The organism is Kastovskya adunca, from assembly GCF_059505785.1.
Genome location: NZ_JCACLG010000054.1, coordinates 1 through 17,886 on the forward strand (window position 1 = coordinate 1; position 17,886 = coordinate 17,886).

General features: G+C 49.2%; 18 protein-coding genes and 1 tRNA gene. 9 read left to right on the forward strand and 10 right to left on the reverse strand.

Translation table 11 applies throughout. The annotated features are described in order from the left end of the window. Positions 1-73: 73 nt before the first annotated feature. On the reverse strand, positions 74-793 hold the full coding sequence (locus AC5JR3_RS20700) for a Uma2 family endonuclease (protein ID WP_495848460.1): 720 nt from the start codon (positions 791-793) through the stop codon (positions 74-76). Positions 794-1,309: 516 nt separating this feature from the next. Here AC5JR3_RS20700 and AC5JR3_RS20705 point away from each other — a divergent pair. Further along, positions 1,310-3,256: an aconitate hydratase gene (locus AC5JR3_RS20705; protein WP_495848461.1), complete on the forward strand. Its 1,947-nt coding sequence runs from the start codon at positions 1,310-1,312 to the stop codon at positions 3,254-3,256. Positions 3,257-3,290: 34 nt separating this feature from the next. Here the strand turns inward: AC5JR3_RS20705 and AC5JR3_RS20710 are convergent, their stop codons facing one another. Beyond that, entirely contained in the window at positions 3,291-4,829 is a 1,539-nt protein-coding gene (locus AC5JR3_RS20710) for a bifunctional pantoate--beta-alanine ligase/(d)CMP kinase (protein ID WP_495848477.1), read from the reverse strand. A gap of 355 nt (positions 4,830-5,184) precedes the next feature. Continuing rightward, positions 5,185-5,310, reverse strand: coding sequence for a hypothetical protein (locus AC5JR3_RS20715; protein WP_495848462.1), 126 nt, complete (start codon positions 5,308-5,310; stop codon positions 5,185-5,187). A gap of 117 nt (positions 5,311-5,427) precedes the next feature. Here AC5JR3_RS20715 and AC5JR3_RS20720 point away from each other — a divergent pair, with 117 nt between their 5' ends. After that, positions 5,428-6,819 carry a carotenoid oxygenase family protein gene (locus tag AC5JR3_RS20720; protein ID WP_495848463.1) on the forward strand — a complete coding sequence of 464 codons (1,392 nt, stop codon included), beginning with the start codon at positions 5,428-5,430 and terminating at the stop codon, positions 6,817-6,819. 90 nt (positions 6,820-6,909) lie between these two features. Continuing rightward, positions 6,910-7,899, forward strand: a complete 990-nt coding sequence (locus AC5JR3_RS20725) for a 3'(2'),5'-bisphosphate nucleotidase (RefSeq protein ID WP_495848464.1) — start codon at positions 6,910-6,912, stop codon at positions 7,897-7,899. A gap of 98 nt (positions 7,900-7,997) precedes the next feature. Here AC5JR3_RS20725 and AC5JR3_RS20730 read toward each other — a convergent pair whose 3' ends face one another. Continuing rightward, the gene (locus tag AC5JR3_RS20730) at positions 7,998-9,182 is read right to left on the reverse strand and encodes an NAD(P)H-quinone oxidoreductase subunit H (RefSeq protein WP_495848465.1); all 1,185 of its coding nucleotides are present in this window, start codon (positions 9,180-9,182) and stop codon (positions 7,998-8,000) included. A gap of 166 nt (positions 9,183-9,348) precedes the next feature. Between AC5JR3_RS20730 and rsmH the strand changes: the two genes are divergently transcribed. The 6 genes from rsmH to AC5JR3_RS20760 all read left to right on the forward strand — a co-directional run bounded on the left by rsmH (position 9,349) and on the right by AC5JR3_RS20760 (position 12,930). Beyond that, the gene (rsmH, locus tag AC5JR3_RS20735) at positions 9,349-10,239 is read left to right on the forward strand and encodes a 16S rRNA (cytosine(1402)-N(4))-methyltransferase RsmH (protein ID WP_495848466.1); all 891 of its coding nucleotides are present in this window, start codon (positions 9,349-9,351) and stop codon (positions 10,237-10,239) included. Positions 10,240-10,357: 118 nt separating this feature from the next. Further along, on the forward strand, positions 10,358-10,486 hold the full coding sequence (locus tag AC5JR3_RS20740) for a hypothetical protein (RefSeq protein ID WP_495848467.1): 129 nt from the start codon (positions 10,358-10,360) through the stop codon (positions 10,484-10,486). 103 nt (positions 10,487-10,589) lie between these two features. Next, positions 10,590-11,144, forward strand: a complete 555-nt coding sequence (locus AC5JR3_RS20745) for a Uma2 family endonuclease (RefSeq protein WP_495848468.1) — start codon at positions 10,590-10,592, stop codon at positions 11,142-11,144. A 237-nt stretch (positions 11,145-11,381) separates the two neighbouring features. Next, on the forward strand, positions 11,382-11,735 hold the full coding sequence (locus tag AC5JR3_RS20750) for a PadR family transcriptional regulator (protein ID WP_495848469.1): 354 nt from the start codon (positions 11,382-11,384) through the stop codon (positions 11,733-11,735). A 220-nt stretch (positions 11,736-11,955) separates the two neighbouring features. Further along, entirely contained in the window at positions 11,956-12,453 is a 498-nt protein-coding gene (locus AC5JR3_RS20755) for a hypothetical protein (RefSeq protein WP_495848470.1), read from the forward strand. 108 nt (positions 12,454-12,561) lie between these two features. Next, a complete protein-coding gene (locus tag AC5JR3_RS20760; RefSeq protein WP_495848471.1) occupies positions 12,562-12,930 on the forward strand; it encodes a hypothetical protein in 369 nt (122 codons plus the stop codon). A gap of 170 nt (positions 12,931-13,100) precedes the next feature. Here the strand turns inward: AC5JR3_RS20760 and AC5JR3_RS20765 are convergent. The 6 genes from AC5JR3_RS20765 to AC5JR3_RS20790 all read right to left on the reverse strand — a co-directional run bounded on the left by AC5JR3_RS20765 (position 13,101) and on the right by AC5JR3_RS20790 (position 17,591). Then, positions 13,101-13,172 (reverse strand) — tRNA-Val (locus AC5JR3_RS20765). An 81-nt stretch (positions 13,173-13,253) separates the two neighbouring features. Further along, entirely contained in the window at positions 13,254-13,985 is a 732-nt protein-coding gene (radC, locus tag AC5JR3_RS20770) for a RadC family protein (protein ID WP_495848472.1), read from the reverse strand. 144 nt (positions 13,986-14,129) lie between these two features. Then, complete coding sequence (locus AC5JR3_RS20775) at positions 14,130-14,642, reverse strand: DUF4149 domain-containing protein (RefSeq protein ID WP_495848473.1); 513 nt, start codon at positions 14,640-14,642, stop codon at positions 14,130-14,132. 387 nt (positions 14,643-15,029) lie between these two features. Continuing rightward, positions 15,030-16,127: an MraY family glycosyltransferase gene (locus AC5JR3_RS20780; RefSeq protein ID WP_495848474.1), complete on the reverse strand. Its 1,098-nt coding sequence runs from the start codon at positions 16,125-16,127 to the stop codon at positions 15,030-15,032. Between the two features lie 104 nt (positions 16,128-16,231). Then, positions 16,232-16,525: a regulatory protein SipA gene (sipA, locus tag AC5JR3_RS20785; RefSeq protein WP_495848475.1), complete on the reverse strand. Its 294-nt coding sequence runs from the start codon at positions 16,523-16,525 to the stop codon at positions 16,232-16,234. A gap of 67 nt (positions 16,526-16,592) precedes the next feature. Next, positions 16,593-17,591, reverse strand: coding sequence for a sirohydrochlorin chelatase (locus AC5JR3_RS20790; protein ID WP_495848476.1), 999 nt, complete (start codon positions 17,589-17,591; stop codon positions 16,593-16,595). Between the last annotated feature and the right edge of the window lie 295 nt (positions 17,592-17,886).

Genomic DNA, 17,886 nt, shown 5'->3' on the forward strand with positions numbered 1-17,886 from the left:
TGACCCAAGAATCCCACGGTTTTAGCTTTTAGCGCAACCGTGGGAGTGTCAATAACATCGTTTGGCAATCAGTCTATCGAGAACTCGCACGCAACTGTTCAACAAACGCCCCATGTTCTGATGTTGCCAACCCCTCCTGTAACACCGATAGCACCTTAGCTAAATCTCCTTTTAGCAACGCCGATACTGCTAACCATAAACCCAGAAAAACCTCGCTACGCACCACACCCTCTTCATCCGGTTGCAAAGAAACATACTCGCCTTCTTTAAACCGAAACCAATCTAGGCGGCGATCGTAAACCTGCCACACCAGATACTCCTGCACCTGATTGCGGCGGTAAACCCTTAACTTATCGTGCAAATCATAAGCAGCACTACTAGCGGCTACTTCCACAATTAATTCCGGCGCACCTTCCACATAGCCATCATCGCTGATGCGCGATTGTCCTCCCACACTTTCATTTAATCGTAGTAACGCATGAGGCTGAGGTTCGTTGTCCATATCTATGCGTACTGTGGCATTGTCAGCCAAGTCAATCCCAGGTATGGCAGCCTGATAGACTCCTAAGCAGGTCATAATCTGGGCGTGAGGTCTACCGTGACTGGTAATCCGAACTGGCGACGCCATATATACGACTCCTTCAATTAATTCTGCTTTCTTAACATGAGACATCGCCTCGTAGCGTCGCTCAAATTCCTGGCGCGTTATGCGATCGCCATTTTCTAGCGGCGGTAATTTGGGCATCACCGTTTGCTCTGGAATTGTATTTGTCACTGATTTTTCAACCGCCATAAACCACTACCATTTAACCTTTACCGCCAGTTTATCCTTGGGAAATAACATCTTGCGTTGCCTTATGTACCTCTTGCTGGGTTTTATGAGCTTCGGTAGCGTCCTTTGATTTATGGCTAGATTTGCTCATCAACCTACCCCCTTATTACTAACTGAATCTGTTGCTGTGAAGCCTAATTTAGGCAAGCTAAATGGTGCGACTATCAAAAGACAGTAGACTTTTTTGCCTGACTCAACCAAGCAATTGTTCAGTTAAAATTTGTTAGAATTTATACCATTTTGCCCACAAACTTGCGAATTTATGTTAGAGAATCTACTCCTCGGAGGAGCCTTAATATTCAAAAACGCCTTACGATATCGAGGACTCCGATTCAGTCCCGGCAATTATCTTAGTAGTCAAAACCCTAGTTATAGAATCGCACCCGCTGCAACGGCGTTGATTATTTAAACATACGTATCTCTACAAAAAATCAAGCTTAGCTTGTTGTTAAAAACCGAAAAGTAGGAAGCAAAATCATGGCAATGAATGTCACTCAAAAGCTGATTAAGTCCCACTTATTGTCTGGCGAAATGGTGCCGGGGGAGGAAATCGGACTGCGGATTGACCAGTCGTTGACGCAAGATGCGACAGGCACAATGGTCATGCTGGAGCTGGAAGCGATGGGCATTGACCGGGTAAAAACGGAGCTTTCCGCGCAATACGTTGACCACAATTTGCTGCAAACCGATTATAAAAATGCCGACGATCATTTATTTCTGCGGTCGGCTTGTCAGCGGTTCGGAATTTGGTACAGCCGCCCTGGTAATGGCATTTCTCACGCCGTTCACATGGAACGCTTCGGCATTCCCGGTAAGACGCTGATTGGTTCCGACAGTCACACCCCGGCGGCAGGTTCTATGGGCATGTTAGCCTTTGGTGCGGGTGGCATTGATGTGGCGATCGCGGCCATTGGCGAACCCATGTTCATCAAAATGCCCAAAGTCCTCGGCGTCAAACTGACAGGGAAATTGCCGGATTGGGTCAGTGCCAAGGATGTCGTGTTGGAAATGCTGCGGCGTTACGATGTCCACGGCTGTCGCGGGATGATTGTCGAGTACTATGGTTCCGGACTAGAAGCACTCAGGGCAATGGATCGCCACGTCATTGCCAATATGGGAACGGAGTTGGGCGCAACCACAACGGTTTTCCCCTCCGATGCGGAAATTCAGCATTTCCTCACGACTCAAGGAAGAGGTGAAGATTGGGTGGAACTCGTCGCTGATCAAGGGGCGGAATATGACGTTTATGACGAAATCAACCTCTCGGAGTTAGTCCCCCTAATCGCTTGTCCCAGCAGTCCGGGGAATGTGGTTCCGGTTACAGAAGTGGCAGGGCGTCCTGTGAACCAGGTGGTGGTCGGTTCCTCTGCCAATCCAGGGTTACGGGACTTTTGGATCGTCAGTGCGATCGCCCAAGACAAAGTTGCCCACGACCGAGTTTCCTTTGACATCAACCCCACCTCTCGCCAATTGATCGAGAACTTGGCAGCCATGGATGACACATTCCTGAATCTCATCCACAGTGGCGCACGCTTCCACCAAGCGGGATGCTTGGGTTGTATCGGTATGGGACAAGCCCCCGCCTCGGATCAAATTTCCCTGAGAACCATGCCCCGCAACTTCCCCGGACGTTCCGGTACTGCCGATGACCAGGTTTACCTGTGCAGCCCTGAAACCGCTGTGGCGGCGGCACTCACGGGGGAAATTACCGACCCCCGCGCCTTAGAAAAAATCTACGGCATGACCTATCCCCAGTATGTGCCGCCGGAAAGGGAAATTATCAATACAGATATGCTGGTTGCTCCGCCAGAGGATGGTAGCAACATTGAGTTGGAAAAAGGGCCAAATATTAAGTCCTTCCCAGAATTTGCAGCCTTACCCAATGACTTTTCCGTTCCCGTACTTTTGAAGGTGGGCGACAATGTTTCGACAGATGAAATCATGCCTGCGGGGGCACGGGTTTTGCCTTTCCGGAGTAATATTCCGGGGATTAGCCAATTTGTCTATTACATGGTTGATGAGACGTTCTCAGAACGGGCGCAAATTGCCCAAGAAAAGTTTGGCGGTCATGTGATTGTGGGGGGAAGCAACTACGCTCAAGGTTCGAGTCGAGAACATGCCGCGATCGCGCCCCGCTATTTAGGACAAGTAGCCGCGATCGCCAAATCCTACGCCCGCATCGGTTGGCAAAATTTGGTCAATTTCGGCATCATGCCCCTAGAATTTGTCAATCCCCACGATTACGACGAGATTGAAGAACGAGACGAAATTGAAATTCAGGGTTTGCGGGAGGCATTAAAAGATCGGCGTCCCCTGACTGTGAGCAACAAAACTAAGGATAAGGTTTACCCCATGACCCACAGCCTTAGCCCCCGTCAAATCGACATCATCCTGGCAGGAGGGGTGATTAATAAGTACAAGTAGAAGTTGTAGAAACGTGGTGACAACGTCTCTACTTTCAACCCCGGACGAGACTGACAATCTCCTGAGTCACCTGATCTACACTTAACCCATCGGTGTTAACTTCCCTGGCATCTGCTGCTTTTTGTAAAGGAGCTAAAGCGCGGGTGCTGTCGTAGGTGTCGCGTGTGGAAATATCATGTTGGAGTTGTTCTAAACTGAACTCTCCTTGCCCTTGACTTTTTAAGTCTTGCTGGCGGCGACGCGCCCGTTCTTGAACGGAAGCGGTTAAGAAGATTTTCACTTCCGCATCCGGGAAGACGTGGGTGCCGATATCGCGACCTTCGGCGACAATGCCTCCGGTTTGCCCCCAGCGTTGTTGTTGCCGGACGAGCGCCTGACGCACGGCGGCTTGAGCAGCGATCGCGGAAACGTTGGCAGTGACTTGGGAGGAGCGAATCGCTTGCGTGACTTCCTTGCCATTAATCCACACCCGAAGCACAGTTTCTGACACTTCATCCATACTGAATTGAAGCTGTGCTTGGCTTGTAAGTTCAGCGATCGCGCACTCATCCCCGATATCAATCCCCGACTCCAGCACTAACCAAGTTATGGCTCGATACATCGCCCCTGTATCTAGATGCAGCAGTCCCAAGGATTGCGCCACCTGACGGGCAACGGTAGACTTTCCTGCCCCTGCTGGACCATCAATGGCGACAATGGGACGACGGTGCCGGAGGATGAAGTTATCGATCAAGCGGGTTGAACCAAGACGAGCCGCGATCGCCAATAACCCAGCCTCTTCCACTTGCTCCAAAGGCTTAAGGGTTTTAGGATGTACCAACTCCACATACTCCAACTGCGCCTCCGGTACCGCCGCAAACTCTTCCTTGACGGCATTCAATAAACTGATACCTTGTCGTTCTCCCGATTGAAAAATCTTCTCCGCCTGCTTTAAGGCACGAGACAACACGGTTGCCTGCTCTTTTTCTTCTGGCGTTAAATAGTGATTGCGAGAACTATAAGCTAGTCCCGACTGCTCCCGCACAATCGGACACCCGACAATATTTACAGGCAAATTTAAATCTGCCACCAAACGGCGAATAATTGCCAATTGCTGGGCATCCTTCTGACCGAAATAGGCATTAGTCGGCTGCACGATATTTAACAACTTAGTCACAATCGTGGCGACGCCTTGAAAGTGACCGGGACGAGAGCGACCGCACAATACCGATGTCATCGTCGTCGGTGGCACCACTTGCGTCAGGCGTTCCCCCTCAGCTGAACTTGGTATGTGATTGCCATACAATTCTTCCGCAGTCGGGGCAAAAATAGCCGCTACCCCTAACTGTTGGCACAGTTGCAGGTCTTGTTCTAGGGTGCGCGGGTATTGCTGATAATCCTCTGTCGGGCCAAATTGCAGCGGATTGACAAAAATAGTAGCGATCGCGATTTCATTGTCACGACAAGCCTGCTCGATCAAACTCAAGTGACCTGCATGTAAGGCTCCCATTGTGGGAACAAGACCCACTTTCTTACCCAGCCGAGAGCGTTCTAAAAAGCAGCGCAACCCAGCTATAGATTGAAACAGACGCACAGGTTCCCCCAAAGATTTATCCTACTTCTTTCGTCTTTGACACTCACCGCTATAAATAGACGGTGATTCTTGGGCTGATTCTGCGGTTAGTCTCTTCCCGTCTTACAAAGCATACTTGTTCCTTACAGAACACTCCTCAAGCGTTCGACTGAGCGCTCACGCCGAAGTCTTGAATTGCCGTGTGTCCCACGGTATTTGTGTGGCGAGTCTTTCCCGATGTACTAAGCCGCCTCAAGTTCTACACTTAGTACAAATTTCAATTCTCTTACTTCTTTGAAGGGGAGTCAGACGAACTTGAACATCCTTATAGGTGAAGCCAACCCGATCATCACTTAATTTTACCGGGAACTTATACTCAACAAGGCTTTTGTTGACCGGATAAATCCGGTACTTCGGTTATATCCCTCGGTTGAAACATTCTGGCTTTACGCATCACGTCACGTAAGTCTATCGCTAGACGCAGGCGATCGAGAGTAGTCATTAGTTAGTTGTAAGTTTTCTGTCGGCACGACAAGGTTACTCACTAGGTCAAAGTTCATTCTCAGCAATATTTGTTAGAAGAAGAGTAGCTGATTCAACATCTTCCCAGCCCCAAACAATGACAACAACAACAGCAACTAATCCCTTTTTGAGCGGTAATTTTGCTCCCATGCGCTCGGAAATAACTGAGTCATCTCTCAAAGTAATTGGACAACTCCCTCCAGATTTATCCGGTTGGTTTGTCCGCAATGGCCCCAATCCCCAGTTTCCGCCTCAGGGTCGTTACCACTGGTTTGATGGCGATGGCATGTTGCACGGTGTCCAGATTAGTGACGGCAAAGCTCAATACCGCAACCGTTACATAGAGACACGCGGCTACAAACTGGAACGAGAGGCAGGTGAGGCGATTTGGACAGGGTTGCTGGAACCTCCCAAAAGGGACAATCCCCACGGGCCCTCGAAAAATGTTGCCAATACTGCCCTAGTGTGGCACGATGGTCGCCTCTTGGCACTTTGGGAAGGCGGCGCACCTCATGAAATTAAACTCCCAGGATTGGAAACCGTTGGTTCTTATAATTACAACGGTCAATTGACGAGTGCTTTCACTGCCCATCCGAAAGTGGATGCCTTGAGTGGTGAGATGATGTTTTTTGGCTACTCCTTTTTCCAATCCCCCTATCTGCACTACAGCATCGTCTCTGCTACGGGTGAACTCCTCCGGACTGTGCCGATTGACCTCCCTGTGGGCGTGATGATGCATGATTTTGCCATTACGGAACACTACACCGTCTTTATGGATTTGCCCTTAACCTTCCGCCCTGAACGGATGCAGCGAGGCGAACCAGTATTACAGTTTGAGGCAAGCCGTCCCAGCCGTTTCGGGATTTTGCCGCGTCACGGGGACAACAGCCGCATCCGCTGGTTTGAAGCGCCTGCTTGCTATGTTTTCCATACGCTCAATGCTTATGAAGAAGGCGAGGAAGTGGTACTGGTTGCTTGTCGGATGAACAGCACGACTGTTTTGGCGGCATCAGAGCACGGGGAAGCAGGCGGCGATACTCCCTACTTGCATCGGTGGCGGTTCAATCTCACTACAGGGGAAGTCAAGGAAGAGGCACTCTCGACGATGGCTTCCGATTTTCCCCGAATTAATGAGCAGTATATGGGGCGACCCACTCGTTACGGCTACACGTCTCAGATGGGAGGGAAGGACGTACCGCTAGTTGAGGGGTTGATCAAGCACGACTTGGTTAATGGTGGTGCTGAGGTTCACAAATTTGGTAATGGACGTTATGGGGGTGAGGGGGTGTTTGTCCCTCGTTCCGGTGCTACGGAGGAAGATGACGGTTGGCTGCTGAGTTTTGTCCATGACGAGATAGAAGAGACTTCAGAACTGGTTGTGGTGAGTGCCAAGGAGATGTCAACCGAACCTGTCGCCCGCATTATTATGCCCCAACGAGTTCCCTATGGGTTTCATGGTGCCTGGATTGACCAAGAAATGGTCAGGTAAATTTGGCAGGGTGGTACTCCTGCCTCTAAAATAGGTGGGCTTTCCAGGCGATCGCCAGGGAGGTGAGTGTGTGTAAGGAGTGCGGTGACTATGTTGTATGAGCGAGAAAAACAAGTAGCGATCGCAGCGGCAACGGCAGCAGCAAGGTTGTGCGAACAAGTGCGAAGCGATCGCCATTCTAGAGCGATCGCCAAACCTGACCGCAGCCCCGTCACGATTGCTGACTTTGGCGCACAGGCGGTAATTTGTCAAGCACTTATGGCGGCCTTTGCCAATGATCCCATCATTGGAGAGGAAGATTCTAACTTATTACGTTCTCCAGAGATGTCTGAGCAACTTGCTCAAGTCACGCACTATGTGCAAACCCTGCTGCCGAGGGCAACTCCCGAATCTATCACCGATTGGATCGACCAGGGTAACGGCACCGTTGCCTCTCGTTACTGGACGTTAGACCCAATTGATGGGACTAAAGGTTATTTACGCGGCGATCACTATGCCGTTGCTCTGGCTTTAGTAGAAGAGGGAGAGGTTAAGCTTGGTGTCTTAGCTTGCCCTGGCTTGGCGGTAGAGGCGGCTCATCCCGAACAAGAGCAAGGTGTGGTGTTTGTTGGCGTTAAAGGTCAAGGAGCATTCAGGATTCCCCTCAGTGGTGGGGAATCCCAGCCGATTCACGTTACCGACGCTGAGGGGGTTGGCTCTCAGCGATTAACAGAAAGTGTGGAGTCGGAGCATGGAAACTTTGCTTTGCAAGAAGCGATCGCTTCTGCGGTAGGACTGACGGCTCCCGCCCTCCCCATGGACTCCCAGGCAAAGTACGGTGTCGTTGCTAGAGGGGAAGCTGCCCTTTATATCCGCCTACCTTATTCCCTTTCCTCAGAACGCCGAGAAAATATTTGGGATCATGCCGCTGGTGCGATCATTGTAGAAGAAGCAGGCGGGAAAGTCACCGATATGTATGGTCAGCCCCTCGACTTCTCCCTCGGAAAAAAGTTGATTAACAACCAAGGCATTATTGCTAGCAATGGGGCAATTCATGATGCCGTATTAGCCGCCGTGGCAGAATCCCTGACATCCCTCTAATAAAAAAAGGTGCACCCATCTATTTTTTGGATGCACCACTAATCTTGAGAAAGGGTCTAAAAAGACACAAGATTTTGGCTTGTGCCTTTTTTTATGACTTAACGGTCAACCGAACCCATGATGATGTCAACACTGCCAAGAATTGCCATAATATCGGCAACCTTCACGCCCCGCACGATGTGGGAGATGATTTGCAAGTTGTTGAAATCTGCGGGACGAATCTTCCAGCGCCAGGGGAAAACATTATCATCGCCGACGATAAAGATACCCAATTCACCCTTGCCGCTTTCCAGACGAACGTAGTGTTCTCCGGCGGGAATCTTGAAGGTTGGGGAAAGTTTCTTTCCCATGAACTGATAGTCAAAGTCATTCCACTGCGACTTCTTCCCTTCCGCCATCCGCTTAGCTTCCAGGTTTTCATAAGGGCCACCGGGCAGCGCTTTCAAGGCTTGGCGAATGATCTTGACTGACTCGCGCATCTCGCGAATCCGCACTAGGTAACGGGCGAAGCAATCCCCAGCCGTTTCCCATTGCACGTCCCAATCGAAGTCGTCGTAGCACTCATAGTGGTCAACTTTCCGTAAGTCCCACTTCACACCCGAACCGCGCAGCATCGGGCCCGAAAGTCCCCAGTTGATCGCTTCTTCGCGGCTGATAGTGCCGACTCCTTCCACGCGACGGCGGAAAATGGGGTTGTTCGTGATGAGCTTCTCGTACTCGTCAACTTTGGGGTCAAAGTAGTCGCAGAAGTCGTAGCACTTATCAACCCAGCCGTAGGGCAAATCAACGGCAACGCCACCGATACGGAAGTAGTTATTGTTGATCAGCCGCTGTCCGGAAGCCGCTTCCCAAAGGTCGTAAATTAACTCTCGCTCGCGGAAGATGTAGAAAAAGGGCGTTTGTGCCCCTACGTCCGCCATGAACGGGCCTAGCCACAGGAGGTGGTTGGCAATCCGGTTCAATTCCAGCATAATCACGCGGATGTAGCTGGCGCGTTTGGGGACGGGAATATCTGCAAGCTTTTCTGGAGCGTTGACGGTGATCGCTTCATTGAACATCCCGGCGGCGTAGTCCCAGCGACTAACGTAGGGGATGAACATGATATTGGTGCGGTTCTCGGCAATCTTCTCCATACCCCGATGCAGGTAACCTAAAACAGGTTCGCAATCGACTACGTCTTCTCCGTCAAGGGTGACGATTAGACGGAGGACGCCGTGCATTGAGGGGTGGTGGGGACCCAGGTTGAGAACCATGGGTTCGGTTCTAGTCTCAATTTGTGCCATAGATAGATTAAGGAGTTTCCCCAACGGTTAGCGGTTAGCTTCTTATATATTGATAGGTTTGGTGAGTAGGAACTCTTTTAAGTGCTGTAACAAGCCATTTATCCGGCTAATCGCTGATTGCTTACGTTATGTTGACTTTTGTTGCACTCTTTTTATTATAAGGACAATGGAGACTCAGGCTGAAGAGTTAAAGGCATCTGCATTTTTGCATATCCCCGTGTTAAGTCAGGAAGTGGTGGAGGGATTAGCTGTCCAACCGGGAGGACATTATCTTGACGCCACGGTGGGTGGTGGAGGACATAGCCAGTTAATTTTGTCAGAGAACCCAGATGTGCAGGTAACGGCGATCGATCGGGATGCTGTGGCGATCGCGGCGGCGAAGTCTCACCTCACACAATACAGCGATCGCCTCCACTTCTGGCAAGGTAATTTTGCTGATTATACACCTAAAGATATCCAATTTGACGGTATTGTTGCAGATTTAGGAGTTAGCTCTGCCCAGGTCGATACTCCTGAGCGGGGCTTTAGTTTTCGCCATGAGGCTGAATTGGATATGCGGATGGATCGACGACAACCCCTAACGGCGGCGGAGGTGATTAATCATTGGGACGAAGCGAAACTTGCTGATATTTTTTATCAGTACGGCGAAGAACGACTCTCTCGACGGATCGCCAGGGCGATTGTTGAGAAGCGTCCCTTTCAAACGACAACAGCACTAGCAGGAGCGATCGCCTCTTGCGTCCCGCGCCAATACCGCTACGGCAGAATCCACCCTGCTACTCGCGTTTTTCAAGGCTTACGGATTGCCGTCAATCAGGAACTTTCCTCCCTAGAAACCTTTTTGGAAAAGGCTCCCACTTGGCTTAAACCTGGAGGCAAAATCGTTATTATCAGCTTCCACAGCTTAGAAGACCGCATCGTCAAGCACAGCCTCCGCAATTCCCCTCTATTGAAGGTGCTAACGAAAAAGCCGATCATGGCTCAAGCCGAGGAACTAGACGAAAATCGCCGTTCCCGCTCGGCAAAACTCCGAGTTGCAGAACGAACTAGTCCATAAACAACTGAGTGGGAGACGCAGGGACGCACGATCAATCGCTGGATCACAGCACTACAACTGATGCTCGTCCGAACTAGTAGACTAAATCCGTCCTAAACAGTTGACGAATTAAGTTTTTATGCTGATTTCTCAGGTAATTCTGGCAAATCGGGTAACAATGTTTGACGACGAATCTACTGAACTTCAAACCGAACGGGAGGCGGGACAAGATTTTCAAGGCACCACCGCTAGGGAAACGAGAAAGTAAGATTAATCCGGAGTAAATTGGGGAGGCGATCGCCAGAATGTTTTTCCCTGGTTGCAAAGAGGAAGTGGGAGAATTGGAGAAATTATTAGAGTGAGGGAGACAAATGAGTACAGCTACGCAAACCCTAACTCTGGAGGAGTTCTTAAAGCTCCCAGAAACCAAACCCGCATCTGAGTTTATTAACAGAGAGATTGTTCAAAAACCTATGCCACAAGGGGAACATAGCCTAATTCAGGGGGAACTTTGCGAAGCCATCAACCGAGTGGCTAAATCCCAAAAAATCGCTTGCGCCTTTCCAGAGCTGTGCTGCACGTTTGGCGGAGACTCGGTGGTTCCAGATGTTGTAGTGTTTCGGTGGGAGAGAATACCAGTTCGTCCTTCTGGGAGGATTGCTAATCGCTTCGAGCTGCATCCCGATTGGTCAATTGAAATTTTATCCCCCAACCAAAGTCAAACGAAAGTAATGGGGAAGCTACTCCACTGCTCTCAACATGGCACAGAGTTAGGGTGGTTAATCGATCCAGAGGAAGAGAGCATTTTAGTTGTATTCCCTGAACAGAGAGTGCAACTGCTGAGTGGAACAGCTCAGTTGCCAACTCTAAGCGGGATTGCGTTGGAGCTAACGGTTGAGCAGGTTTTCAGTTGGTTAACGCTGTGAGGCTGGTGATGAAGTGACCTCACGCTTTCCCAAAGGCTAGGGAAGTACAGTCACCTTCAACTAATGTTTCATGCAAGTGAGCATCGCTTGGCAAATCTTGCTAATGGCAGTTGAGAGAATTTCTGCCCATAAGCTCTCTGAGCTTTAATGAGAGGAACATAGACACTTATATGTTTTTCAAGTACTATGGCAACTATAGAGATAGTCAACTCTGATTGGTAAAACAGGAAATGGAAAATGCCCAAGAATCCGAAGGAGAAAGAGACGAAACTAGTTAAGCTCTCAGCCATTGATGAAGACATCTTGACTCTTCTACTAGGTAGAGAGCTATACGGCTTGGAAATCCTCGACCAACTCAATCCAGATAGACCTATTCCATTGAGCTTTGGTAGCCTCTACCCTGCATTAAACCGCTTAGAGAAGAAAGGACTTCTTAAATGGCGCTGGGGTGATGAGAGTGAGGAAACAGGCGGTGCAAGACGCAAGTACTACCAAGTAACTGGTCTAGGTGCAACGGCCCTTCATGCTGTTCAAGAATACCGTGCTTTGTTAGCCCAGCGCTCTGGACAAACAGCTTTGGGAGGAGTTTGAGGCGATGGATAGAGACACCAGACAGAAACTGTAGCGAATCTGGGGTGTGCGATCGCTCATAGATTTGGGGCTGCTTGTGTAGTCTTCGATCAGGCAGAGGTGCTAGAGCTGAAGCTAGGGCAGAAACTGGCTACCTGGAAAAAACAGCAGGATTGATCAGTAATTCCTTTAATACTTTCTTTGATGTTCTACTGCACTGCTTTAGTAAAAGGATGAGGTGATGGAAAGAAGAAAATATAAGCTGCACACGCGCAAAAAGCAGACAAAAAAGCGAAAAAAATGGTTGGGGCGGGTGCTGGGGCTGGTGCAGGGGCCTGGGCCGATGCTGGTGATGTCGCTGGTGTCGGGGCTGGTGGCGGAGCTGGTGCAGAAGCAGGGGCTGGTGCAGGGATGGGCGGTGCTGGTGGCGGGGCTGGTGGCGGGATGGGTGGCGGGGCTGGTGGCGGGGCTGGTGCAGGAGTTTTTATTAGATAAGAAGTCAGCGAAGCGCAAAAAATCGAGGCGCGATATAGGGTATGCCATCACTGCTAAGCTGGCACGTCTTCTACCAGAGGAATTCCGTGCTGACTTAAACACCGTATTCTATCGACTCATCAAGCAAAAGCACCCCCAATGGTTAATCAGGGTTCGCATCACTATCTGCTTATTGAATATGTTCAGAGGCTGGATTCAAGTCAAGCTACAGAACATTTGGTTCTCAATGAACCTACGACTTTAATGATTTCAAAGAGTAACCTGCCTGACTCTTTCACCTTCCAGGCAGGCACTCCACCTAATTTAGGTAAGCAACAAACGGTCAAATTTATCCACTTACCCCATATCAATTATGTCACGCAAGCAAATACCTAACTCTAATAGTCAGTTCGCTCAAATGCTGCATCATCTTTCGCAGATGAGTCAAGGCAGCACCGAGAACACTACGTTGGTTATTGCCTACATGAGCTTACTGAGCTTTTTTGCAACAGGTATTTTTGGACTACTGGCAGCGCTAATCGCACCCCGTTCTTTGCCTTCCTCACCAGCCGTTCTCCCGCCACTACAAGAGGACAGCCGTCCTCAGAAAAACTTAGAGCAATCCTATAAGGAAGTGCGGCAGATTGCGCTCAAGCTCGATAATAAGAATGTATTTCCCTCTGAAGGTCGTGTATCAGAACTAACGACTAAACGAGGAGATTTACGAAACAAAAAAGTCTGAGTAACCTTGCAAGAATTACAATCTGCACTGAGTAAGTAAGCAGATAGTAACTCAATCAAGTTTAAAAGCTACTGCTTCGCCCTCGACGAGCTACAAGCATAAAGCGGCTATTTTGGACAATTTATGCTTGTAGTGACAATGACCAATAATCAGTCACCGTACACTTTGTATGGGCGATACTGGTTTCGAACCAGTGACCTCTTCCGTGTGAAGGAAGCGCGCTACCACTGTGCTAATCGCCCGAAGGATTTCTAGCGTAGCACAAGGTGATATGTAGCAGCAAGCGGAATCAAGCCCATCGCGATCGCCCTTCAAACTTCAATTTAGTCTCCCTGCGGATACTCATCCCATAAGGTTGTCGTTTGCCGCAGGCTTTGATGATTGCCATTGCCCAAGATTAAGTGATCTAACAGGGGAATGCTTAAAAACTGCGCTCCCTTCATTAATTGTTCAGTTAGTGCAATATCTTCTGGACTCGGTTCCACATTTCCCGTGGGATGATTGTGAGCGACGATTACCCGTGTTGCGCCTTGGCGAATCACTTGTCGAAAAATCTCCCGTGGATGCGCCAACGTTTCTGTTGCCGTACCGATGGTAATCACCTGCGTCCCAATCAAGCAATTCTTCACATCTAATAACAACACCGCAAACCGTTCTTGAGACTGCCACATCAATTCATGGCTGAGTGCAGCAGCGGCGGCGGTAGGGCTATCAATGGGAGTGCGTTCTATCGGTCGCGACTGAAAAGCACGTTTCCCCAACTCCACTGCTGCTAAAATCGTCGTCGCTTTTGCCGGCCCTACACCGGGAATTTTCATTAATTCTTGAGGATTAATATCCCGCAGCACTTCTAAGGGGTCGCGTTGGTCTTGGCTTAGTTCCTGCAAAATATATTGCCCCAAACCAACCGCAGAAAGCTTTCCTGGCCCTTGTCCTGTGCCGAGGAGAATCGCAATCAGTTCTGCTGTTGCCAGATTTTTTGCTCCCTGAGCCAACAAACGCTCGCGCGGTCGCTCAGTTGTAGGGATATCAGCAATCCTCAGGCAATAGCTCATACATGCACCCTTAATGAATGAAAAACCTTTGCCTAGATTGGCACAGGTTTTTGGGCGCGACAATGATTTACAAGATTATTAAGTTGAATAAATTAAAAAATCCCCTAATACTAGGGGACTCATCAGCTTGTTTACGGAGACAGCTTAGTTGAGCGATCGCGTTTGACTTTGGTAGCACCAACTGAGAAGGATTCCACCTGCGGCTAATTTCAAGGTTTCTAACCCCCAATAGCCAGCTTGCATCGGCAGCATTCCCTCAGGCATTCCCACACCCGGCTCAAAAAGATTTAACTGAAGCCCCAAAGCACTCATTTGTGGGGTCAGGATGTAGGTATAGATAAGGGCAATTGTCAGCAGCAGGGTGGATAGGATAATTGACCCATTGCGATGCCGACTAGAGAGATGCGTTGTACTCCACAGTACCAGTGAGCCTGTGAGTGCCACGGCTGCACACAACAGTTCAACGCGATTAAAAATCCAGAAGATTGAATAGCCCGCTGCAGCAAATCCCGCACTTGTCATCATGCCTGCACCGTATAGACCTGGCATAATCACCAAATCTAAAATCAAGCTACTACTTAGCCAAAATCCTAAAGCAAACAAGACGATTGTTTGCCAAGGGAGTTGCTTTGATTCAACGCTAGGAACAGCTTGCATATCTTTCCTCTACTTTCTGCCTCTTTTTAGATTAACGAATAATTTTGGCAATAAATATAAAGTATTTTTTCGTTAAATCTGAAATAAAGCTAAAGGAAATTTTCAAAAATTAAGACTAATTTATATTTGTAAAACTTTTAATTTACTTAAGCACTTTTACCTAATTGAATTCTTAAGGATTGTCAAAAAGCCTGACTCCGTGAACTTCCAGCTATCCCGTATTTTTCAATAAGAGCAGTATATAACTGCTGAATTAATTTATTAATTTCTTAACAATCTCACAAGAGAGACTTTTATGAACATCACTCACTAGCATTGGCTGAAAGTCTATTTTTCCTCGGACTCAGGACTTCTCAGCCGTAGTTACCCAGAAAAGGCGAAACTCCCCTAATTTCCCTTCGCCCGTACTCTCCGCCACACTGAAAAGCTCAACAGCACAACAATACTGATGATAGTGACAAGCGTGGCAAACCCTGTCATACCCTGTAGCTTCATCGCTACCAAATTAGACAGTAGTGTGATTCCCCAAAGCGTCAGCGCGGCATGACGCTGAGAGAAACCCCGTTCTAGTAGGCGATGGTGCAAATGATCTTTACCGGGAGTGCTGAGGGGGTTTTTTCCTGCCATCAGCCGCCGCACAAATACCTGAGTAGTATCCAGTACAGGTAAGAGTAGAAAGAGTGCGGGAGGAACTAAAGCAAACAGCGTTGTTACTTTCAAGCTGCCTAAGATAGCTGTCCCGGCTAGCACGTAGCCCAAAAAGTAGGCTCCAGCATCGCCCATGATGATGCGCGAGGGGTAAAAGTTATGCCGCAAGAAACCGAGTGCAGCACCTCCCAAAGCGGCTAAAAGCAACGTAGCCGCCGCACGCGCTTCAAACTGTGCAGAAACGGCTAGTAGGCTCATTGCCGTGATAAAACTCACTCCACCCGCCAAACCATCCATCCCATCCATTAAGTTGATGGCGTTGGTAATCCCCACCACCCACAGCACCGTTAGGAATACAGAAATCGTCGAATCAATCGGGGTGCCAAGGTCAGCTTCGATGCTAATACCACTGCTAATGAGCAGTAGTGCTGCCAGAATTTGGGTTAACAGGCGAAATAGAGGCGGTAAACCAAATTGATCGTCAATGAAGCCGACTAGTACCAGCATCGAGCCTCCCAATAAAATGGTCAGCACCTCTGCTAAGACATTTTCAATCACAATTGGTCTGAGGAAGGTAGCCAATACTAAGGCAGCAACCACCCCCGCATAAATTACCAATCCCCCAGCATTGGGTAACGGTTCTCGATTGAGTCGGCGGGCGTTGGGTTGATCTGCCCAACCGACTCGCAATGCAAACTCCCGTACTGTCGGAATCAAACGCCAAGTTACTGCCAACGCCAAAAGAAACGTCAGCACCACCGCTAACCACCCAGCACCGCCAGGGTTAGCAATGCCAAGGGACTGTAGAAAACCGTACAGTTTCTTCTCCCAATTCATTCCCAGACTGCCAGTGATGATTACTAAGCATAAACAGTACACGGAATCACTCGATTAAGGCTCTACTCAATTGAGTGGGTTTTGGAAAATGAGCATGTGGCTCGCTACTGTTGCTCTTGCAGTCCATTTTCTGGGCTGGCTTCAGGGGGCTTTTCCGCCTCGTTGGTTGCTTGTTGTCCTGAGGGGACTAACTCAATGTACTGGCTCTCCATGAGGAAAGCACCTCTGCTAAAGCGGATGCCCCAGTATCCTCCAGGACGGCGATCGATGATTACTCCTTCCTCCCCAACGGAAATCACGTTTGGAGGTCGCAGCATTGGCATCGGTTCTGCGGTTTTGACATACTGGGGTAGTGCCACGATCCGGATTCTGTCGCCAACGGCAAAGTCATTCGACATCTGTGTAATCCTTTGAGATTCTAGATTTTAGAGGATCAATCAATCCCTAATCTCGAATCCTACTCGATTAAGGAACCTGCCAAATCCGTTGATGGTATTGCTCTAAATCAGCGTAAGGATCGAGGGCGGGGTGAGAATGATCGTGTCCGTGGTGATGGTGGTGTCCATGATCGTGACCATGGGAGTGTCCATGATCGCCACTACTTCCTACTGCGGCTTGGCGGAATTTGCACATCTCGCAGTTCATCTGCACTCTTCCGAGTTGGGTTTCGATTTCTCGCTCTCGCAGCACCTGTAGCAGTTGCGGCTGAATGCCCATTTCTGGCAAGCAGTGCATGGAAATCTCTGGATATTGTTCCTGTTGTTGGGCGGTGATGTCAAAGATTTTTTTCACCAAAACGCCTGTAAATAGGAAGTAGGGCAAGACAACGATCCGCTTGGGTTGATAGAGACGGGCGCGACGGAAGCCTTCTTCTAAGCGGGGGTGAGTAATGCCGATAAAGCAAGTTTCTATGGTTTTGTAACCGCTACCTTCCCAGAGAATGCGAGCCATTTTGTAGACATCGCCGTTGGCGTCGGGGTCGCTGGAACCGCGACCAACAAAGAGCAATACAGTTTCTGAAGGGTGGCATTTCTCGTTATCGAGTTGGGAAAGACGCGATCGCCACAAATCTATAATTCCCGGCGTAATTCCAAAATGACGCCCGTAGTGAAACTTTACCTGGGGATGTCTCGCCCTTGCCCGGTCTAATTCATTGGTGACATCAAACTTGTTATGCCGCGCTGCAAACAGCAGAATTGGCAGCGCCGAAAGTTCTGTATATCCCTGTTCTACACAACGATCGACTCCTGCTTGAATTGTCGGCTCTGTGAGTTCCAAAAAACAGGGCAAAACTGGACGAGAAGAGTCTAAAGCCTGATAAGCTTCAGCAAAGTCAAGGAAAGTCTGACGCCCCGCCTCATCTTTGGTACCATGACCAATCATTAATAGGGGACGTTGTAGGGGTAAAGGCGGTAATTGGAGTGGATTCGTTGTTGATGGAAGAGTGGAATTAACCGTAGGCATCGATAAAGCTCCAAATCCTGTGCGAGGCAGGATGTAGCGTAAACAAACAATAACTCAGGCGTTCTGGCTTCGGAGGACATCCGCCTCGCTTACAGTTGCCGCACAGCCCCGGATTTACACCGATGTTTCCCTAAGTTCTTGTGGTTCACATGTGCCTTGATATCTTAGCTGATTCCACTCGGCGGCAAAATGCAGGGTGGGGGGTTCTTGCGAGGCAGAGCAGGCAAGGATGAAATTTTATTGACACTCCCCTGCCTAAAGGCGAGGGGATTCTTCATTCATAGACCCAACTTGC